Source organism: Nostoc sp. WHI (genome assembly GCF_015714725.1).
Lineage (GTDB): Bacteria > Cyanobacteriota > Cyanobacteriia > Cyanobacteriales > Nostocaceae > Nostoc.
Genome location: NZ_WBKM01000014.1, coordinates 39078 through 46238, shown reverse-complemented (window position 1 = coordinate 46238; position 7161 = coordinate 39078). Strand labels below are relative to the sequence as shown.

6 protein-coding genes are annotated in these 7161 nt (G+C 42.5%); 4 read left to right on the top strand and 2 right to left on the bottom strand.

Translation table 11 applies throughout. The features are described 5' to 3' along the window. Positions 1-104: 104 nt before the first annotated feature. Positions 105-524 (top strand): plastocyanin, encoded by a 420-nt coding sequence (gene petE, locus F8S12_RS01300; protein ID WP_196514418.1) that lies wholly within the window; start codon positions 105-107, stop codon positions 522-524. 194 nt (positions 525-718) lie between these two features. Further along, positions 719-1063 (top strand): cytochrome c6 PetJ, encoded by a 345-nt coding sequence (petJ, locus tag F8S12_RS01295; protein ID WP_196514417.1) that lies wholly within the window; start codon positions 719-721, stop codon positions 1061-1063. A 232-nt stretch (positions 1064-1295) separates the two neighbouring features. Here the strand turns inward: petJ and F8S12_RS01290 are convergent, their stop codons facing one another. Beyond that, positions 1296-2792 carry a hypothetical protein gene (locus F8S12_RS01290; RefSeq protein WP_196514416.1) on the bottom strand — a complete coding sequence of 499 codons (1497 nt, stop codon included), beginning with the start codon at positions 2790-2792 and terminating at the stop codon, positions 1296-1298. Positions 2793-3503: 711 nt separating this feature from the next. Here F8S12_RS01290 and F8S12_RS01285 point away from each other — a divergent pair. Together F8S12_RS01285 and F8S12_RS01280 are read left to right on the top strand one after the other, a co-directional pair. Next, positions 3504-4199, top strand: a complete 696-nt coding sequence (locus tag F8S12_RS01285) for an esterase/lipase family protein (RefSeq protein ID WP_196514415.1) — start codon at positions 3504-3506, stop codon at positions 4197-4199. Positions 4200-4297: 98 nt separating this feature from the next. Continuing rightward, on the top strand, positions 4298-4897 hold the full coding sequence (locus F8S12_RS01280) for a cytochrome b N-terminal domain-containing protein (protein ID WP_196514414.1): 600 nt from the start codon (positions 4298-4300) through the stop codon (positions 4895-4897). Between the two features lie 224 nt (positions 4898-5121). Here the strand turns inward: F8S12_RS01280 and F8S12_RS01275 are convergent, their stop codons facing one another. Next, the gene (locus F8S12_RS01275) at positions 5122-7008 is read right to left on the bottom strand and encodes a cation:proton antiporter (RefSeq protein WP_196514413.1); all 1887 of its coding nucleotides are present in this window, start codon (positions 7006-7008) and stop codon (positions 5122-5124) included. Between the last annotated feature and the right edge of the window lie 153 nt (positions 7009-7161).

Below are 7161 nucleotides of genomic sequence, written 5' to 3'. Positions count from 1 at the left end.
CTCCCCCTTCTTAAAAAAAATTCTATCTATGACAGATTGTCATATTTGGTGTTGATTTTATTTAAAATAAGAAAGGAAAAAAAATTGTTTGTTAGGAGAAAGGCATGAAATTGATTTCGGCAAGCTGGCGACGACTTAGTTTAGCAGTGTTGACAATTCTTTTAGTTGTTAGCAGCTTCGCTGTTTTTACCCCTAGCGCTTCGGCTGAAACATACAAGGTGAAATTGGGTAGCGATAAAGGAATGTTGGCATTTGAACCGAAAAAGCTGACAATTCAACCAGGCGACACAATTGAATGGGTGAACAATAAAGTTCCTCCCCATAATGTTGTGTTTGATGCTGCCAAAAATCCTGATAAGAGCAAGGATTTAGCAACATCTCTGTCTCATAAAAAGCTGTTGATGAGTCCTGGTCAAAAGGAAACAACTACTTTTCCCGCAGACGCACCTGCTGGTGACTACACCTTCTACTGCGAACCTCACCGTGGTGCTGGCATGATTGGTATAATCACTGTCCAAGGTTAGAAACATCGTCGCTCCTAGAGTGATGCGTAAAATGCATAAATGGCGGTGACGAATTTTATCCCAGCCTAAGACGCTAGGCAAGCTGTGGCAATGCAGGGGGTGAATTCGTTACCGCCAATTTTGATCAAATGTGACTTAATTAGGGATTAATCGCGTTTATACTCTTGCTGGAGGCTTGTTGCGAGGAAATTCTTTTGAGAATACTTTTATTAATCTTGCTGTTGGCGATCGCCCTATTCAAACTTACATTCATTCATCCAGCACTAGCTGCCGAAACATCCAACGGTGCTAAAATTTTCGAGGCTAACTGTGCTTCTTGCCATATAGGTGGCGGTAATATCCTGATTAGTCATAAAACTTTAAAAAAGGAAGCATTGTCAAAGTACCTAAAAAATTATGATGGCGACTCAATCGAGGCGATTATCCATCAAGTGCAGAATGGTAAAAATGCCATGCCTGCTTTTAAAGACAAGTTAAGTCCTCAAGAGATTCTGGAGGTAGCTGCTTACGTTTTTCAAAATGCAGAGCAAGGCTGGTAAAGTAGCTCTACTGTCTACATACAGCAGATTTCAAGTTGGTGAACTACATCAGCTAAGTCTCAAAGCTAGGTATAAAGCCTGTTTTACTTCTGAATTATGCTGTATATGGCGAAGTAGCGATCGCCACTTCGCCTACTGCTAAAAACAAGATGTTAAAAATCAATGATCAAGATTGTGAACTTCTCATTCATGGTTTTTAGCTTGTCCTTAATTCAAAATCACCAGTAGGTGATTATTTTTCTACATTAGACTCTTGTCTTTTTTCCTTCAGTTGGCGCAACTGTTCTACTAATTTTTGCTCAGATTCAGCAGTAGGTGTAGGCTGACTTTTATTGACTCTAAACACCGATAACGGCTCAGGAGTAGTAGCTGCTGGTGAAGGAGCAGGCTGAGTATTTCTGATTCGTAGTTCAGATAATGGTTTAAAAGTAGCTGTTGGTAAGGACGCAGGCTGATTGCTATTGACTTCCGGTGCAACTAATGGTTTGAGACTACTTGCTGGTGAAGGGGCAGGCTGGTTTCTTCTGATTCGCAGCTCAGGTAATGGTTTAAAAGTAGCTGCTGGTGAGGGTGTAAGCTGATTGCTATTGACTCGTGGTACAGCTAATGATGAGGGACTTTGCTCTGGAGTAGCGCCAGTAGTGTTGTTTTGGAAAAGCAGATTAAATGGATAAGAACTAATCTGTTTATCTCCCTTGGGGGATTGTTTGTTGAAATATTCCCTTGCTTTTGTTCGCAATTCAGGTGAGATAAACTTGTTTTGGAACTTGATATCTAAAACTTTGCCATCAGGGTCTACAATTAACACACCCAAAACAGCACCTTCAAGATTAGGTTTATCCGTGGGTAATATTTCGCGGATGACTGATTTTTGTCGTGCGTTGGGGTATTCTTCCTGGACTTCTTTTCTCAGGTTTGTGTAGGAGTCTAGTTGTGCGATGGCCTGTTGAGTTCCCTTCGCCGACAAATCGGCTGTCTGGGGCGCACTTCCCCTAGTTCCAATTAAAGTCTTTTCAACCCTTGGAGTTTGTTTTAGAGAATTTATGAGCGAGTTTTGAGAAAATTTAGACGCATCATTTAAAGTTGTATTTCCCTGTGCTGTTGCAATAGAGGTAGTATCAGATAAATTCGGAGGTTGGGCATTCCGCAAAATATCCTCAGGTATTCTCTGCGACTGCAATTCTGGCAACCTATTTATAGGGAAGGGCTTAGATACCTCATATTTACTATCATTCAAACGAGGAACTAATGGAGAGAATTTAGCCCCAGCGTTGAATTTAGAACTGTCAACTTTAGAAGCATCAAATCGCAAATTTTCACTAGGAATCATCCGCAAAGACTGCCTTGTAGGCAAGGAGGAGATCCGATAGTTATTCGATGATGGGGGTAGAGGAGGCAGCACTAGCTGACTGGATGGCAGTGGTGGTGTCAATGGGGGTAATACAGCTTGGGCACCAAAGTTTGGAGGAGAAACTGGCGCTACTGGGGGAAATTGTTGTAAACCAACTTGCGGTGTACTTTGGGGCAACCGATTTTGGTCGGCTTGGCTCAATTCCAAAAGTCCAACTGTTTTGGATGATCCTGTTTCTTTAGGCTTGTTGGCCTCCATAGGCATCAATGGCACAATCATGGCGATCGCCCCGTGGATGCCAAGAGAGGCTATAGCTGCTATCCCAATTGGCTGGCTTATGATTTCTGGTATATTTTTCAGCAGGGAGACGTAAGACATAACTGTTATCGTTCACTCGGCTCAGTTGCAGTTGACTAGCGATTTTCTCTTTCAAACTATATTGCAACAGATTGCAATATATAAGTGCCTCTAAGGAAATAATTAGTTCCTAATAGTGGCAATCAAAACGCCAAGATTGCCATTTACTCAAGTTTTTAAGGTGATTAATGACGCTGTATCATATCTTTAAAGTTGAGCTTACTAAAGAGATATTTGAAAAATTACTTTTTTGGATTTTTTATTCTTACAACGCACACGATTGTAGATCGGCGTAAAAATTTATCGTTGAGATAAAGCACGAGGCAAGAGGGTTTTAGCCTACTTTATCAATATCCACCTAGTTTGGTTTTATTGTGCCAACTTACTCATTAATATCTGGGATATTTATAAAGTTTCAGTCAGGGCACGAGTTTGGATACATCACAACATCTGCTGAGGTTGCCTTGTCTTTTTTATTGTTTTGCAGTCAACTACGCTTCTGTAAAAGATGACACACCTGCTCGTCCGAGACTAGCCACTATGTAAAAATACTACCACATTAGCAACCCCTAAAACTGTTGCAAATTGTACAATTTTATTGACATTCTAGTTTTGAACCCCACCCAAGCTATTTGGGTTTTTATCAAAGGAGTCAGTCACGCGATCGCAATTCTAGCTCCTGAATCCTGACTGCTTCTTCGTCCCCTTAATTCATTGCATCTAAAATTCAAAATGCCGTTACCGATAGTTATTCTGCCTGGATATCTAGAAAGCGCGATCGCTTACCGCCAACTCGAACAATCTCTACAACAGTTGGGTTTTGCTACCGTCACAGTACCACTGCGACGACGCGATTGGCTTCCCACTCTTGGCGGAAGACCTGTAACACCGATTCTGCAACAACTAGATTACACAGTAAAGCAGACGTTACAGCAACACAATACTACTCAAGTTAACTTGATTGGTCACTCAGCCGGAGGTTGGATATCTCGCATCTACATGGGAGAAAAGCCCTATTCGGGACGTGGTAATATCCAACCCTTTCTCAGGGAAGCACATCCCCTGGTTGCCACTCTCATCACCTTGGGTACACCTCATATCAGCCAAGAACGTTGGACGCGCTTCAATCTAGATTTTGTCACCAATAACTACCCAGGAGCTTTTTACAAAAACGTTCGTTACGTTTGTGTGGCTGGCAAAACTATCTTTGGAGAAAGGCGACGCGGTAGTTGGTTAGCTTACAGTAGTTACCAATTAACTTGTGGCAAGGGCAATACTTGGGGAGATGGAATCACACCCATTGAAGCTGCTCATTTAGAGGGGGCAGAAAATCTAGTGATTGAAGGTGTGAAGCATTCTCCTAGAAGTCCAGGGATTTGGTATGGCTCACCAGAACCCTTAAAAGCTTGGGTGCAATATTTGATTTAAAAAACTTTGTTTTTTTGAAAAATGCAACATTTGTTAATATTTCTTAGCTAAAATTATAATAATAGTAAATACTTAGTTAAGAACAGGAGGGGTGAGCCATGCAAAGCACCCAGTTCGATAGGATTTTGCGACGAATAGCGACGATATTATCAGTCGTGATTTTGACTCTGTGCTTAATTTATGTATCTACCGGAGTTTTGCTTGCTTTTTACTACGAACCGACAGCAGGCGGAGCTTATAACTCCTTAAAGATGATTAATACACAACTGCCATACGGCTGGTTGTTTCGGAGAACCCATGATATTGCTGGTAACGCGCTAATTGCGATCGCCCTAATTCAAATTGTGGTGATGTTTTTAGGTCGGCAATTTCGCAAGAGTTGGCTAGTGGCTTGGATTAGTGGGATTTTGTTTACCCTAAGTGCCATCGGGCTGGATTGGACAGCGATGCTCCTAGATTGGACTCAGGAAGGATACTGGCGTTTTAGCATTGAGCTAGGAACCATCGAAGCTATTCCTTTCATTGGTGGGCAACTGCGTGATATTTTGACTGGCGGTGGAGCCATTAACACAATTACCGTCGAACACCTTTACACAATAAATAGTTATCTTCTTTCTATGGCAACACTAATTCTTGCCATAGTACATTTATCGGCTTTATTGTGGCAGGAACGTCAAATGTATCAAGCTGAGGGATAAGTTGGGAGTCATTAGACCTCTTGCATAAATAATTTTTTGTCTCACGCAAAGGCAAGGCAGCGCGGTCTTCTCCCAAGGGGAGACGCTAAAAGCGATGGGGGTTTCCCCCATGAGTGACTGCCGCGCAAAGGCGCAAAGAAGAAAGCAAAAAGAAGGACTTTTGCAAGAGGTCTATTGAATTTTAAATTTTTCCTTCAATCAATCCAAAATCCAAAATCCAAAATCTAAAATTGGCTAAGGGATAAATCTTCAACCTCTGGTAACTTTTCTAGAGACAGAGGAGTGGATTGGGTAACGCCAGATAAGCGTTTTAAAAGCTGAGGTCTGGGGTCATATAATACGTAGATAATGCGATCGCCAACTTCCCACTCTTGGTTAGCTGCCATTACCTGTAAGCGTTCTTCTCGTTCTACCAATAATGGTATCAACACCCCAGCCCGAATTTTTTCTTGGATGCGATCGCTTTGATTAGAAAATTCTGACTCAGTTAGGGTGGTTGTTCCCAACTTGACTCGCCCATCATTTAAATATTCATTCCAAGTTTTAATCGCTAAGTCTGGAATGAAAGCTTGGTTAACTTTATTATTAACTGAAATATTAGCTTGCGGGTCACGGGGAAAAACAGCCAAGACACGCGGCGGATTAAATTCCTCAGCCGCCCGTTGAGCCAAAACAAAATTCACCTCGCCATTACTAGTCATAGCCAAAAAAGTGCCAATAGAAGCAAGTCCTGCCTCTTCCAAAACAGCAGCATCCAAGGCACTGCTGGCAATAACCCGCAGATTTTGCGCCTCAGCTTGGACAAGACATTCAGGATCAGTATCAATCATGATCACGTTTTCTTCCCGTTCTTGAAAGAACCGGGCAATCAAAAGACTCAACGGATTACAACCCACAATTACTGCTCCAGTTGCATCTTTGGAGGTGATTTGCAGCCATTTAGCAACCCAGCCAGCTGTTAGCCCTTGGCAGACAACAGTCATAATAATTGTTAGGAATACTAGAGCTTTGATCGAATCACCGCCGTTAATGCCGCGCTGTGTTAGGGAAATCGCAAAAAAAGAAGCGATCGAAGCAGCAACAATTCCTCTAGGAGCAACCCAGCTTAAAAATAGTTTCTGTCGCCAGTTGAGGTTACTATTCCAAGTACACAACAGGATATTAATCGGGCGAACGACAAACATTAGTACCAAAACGGTGAATAAACTACCCCAACCCAAAGCAAATACACTAGCAATAGATAGGTCAGCTGCTAATAGAATGAATAGCACCGAGACGCTGAGAATTGTCAACTGACCCTTAAAGCTCCTTAACAAACGTTCTTCTGGGACTGAAGAGTTAGCAAACACTGCTCCGGCAACTACTGTTGTCATTACTCCTGACTCACTGCGGATCATTTGCGATAAAGTAAACAAACTCCACAGTATTGCTAGCACCACTAAGTTTTTTAGCTCAAATGACAGAAAATTGGCGCGTTTAAAAATCAAACTCATCACATAACCGCCAGCACCACCAATTGCTGCACCAACACACAGACGCATAAGTAAACCAGCGATCGCATTCATTGGGTCAGCATCGCCGTTTAAAATGGTATCGAGGACAACGAAGGCGAGAATAGCTCCTACAGGGTCAATTAAAACCCCTTCCCCTTCCAATAGTGTTGCCACTTGCCGATCTACATTGATTTGTTTGAGCAGGGGGCCAACGACAGTTGGGCCTGTCACCACGACTATGGAAGCATAGAGAAAAGCTATGTTCCAGGGAAATTCACCCAGCCAGTGAGCAGCCATACTCCCACCAAGCAGCGTGATCAGCGTTCCGAGAGTTACGAGCAATTGCAAGCTAACTGAAACTCTGCCTAACTCTCGCAGATCCAAATTGAGTCCGCCTTCAAACAAAATTATTGCCGTCGCTAGGGCGACAATAACTTCCAGTCCACTGCCTAGTAAATGGGGATGCAACAGCCCTATGCCATCGGAGCCAAAGAGGATGCCTAACAGCAATAACAAGACGATGCTGGGTATGCGAAAGTATGCAGCCAGGACTTGAGCGCTAATGCCTGCAAGGACTGCGATCGCCATTTGTAGGGTAATTTCAAAAGATGCTTCCATGTTGTAGATTTTGAGCGATTTATTTCAAAATCTTTTGTAAAAAACCGTAAATATTAACTTTACAGGGTACAACATCATACCCTTTGTCACCTCTTAAATTTAGCGTTTTTTCCATCTTCGCTTTCCCCAAAGTTCCAATTATCCAATGCCGAC

Coding starts and splice junctions, on each gene's coding strand:
- petE (WP_196514418.1), top strand. CDS start 105: ATGAAATTGATTTCGGCAAGCTGGCGACGACTTAGTTTAGCAGTGTTG.
- F8S12_RS01290 (WP_196514416.1), bottom strand. CDS start 2,792: ATGTCTTACGTCTCCCTGCTGAAAAATATACCAGAAATCATAAGCCAG.
- F8S12_RS01285 (WP_196514415.1), top strand. CDS start 3,504: ATGCCGTTACCGATAGTTATTCTGCCTGGATATCTAGAAAGCGCGATC.
- F8S12_RS01280 (WP_196514414.1), top strand. CDS start 4,298: ATGCAAAGCACCCAGTTCGATAGGATTTTGCGACGAATAGCGACGATA.
- F8S12_RS01275 (WP_196514413.1), bottom strand. CDS start 7,008: ATGGAAGCATCTTTTGAAATTACCCTACAAATGGCGATCGCAGTCCTT.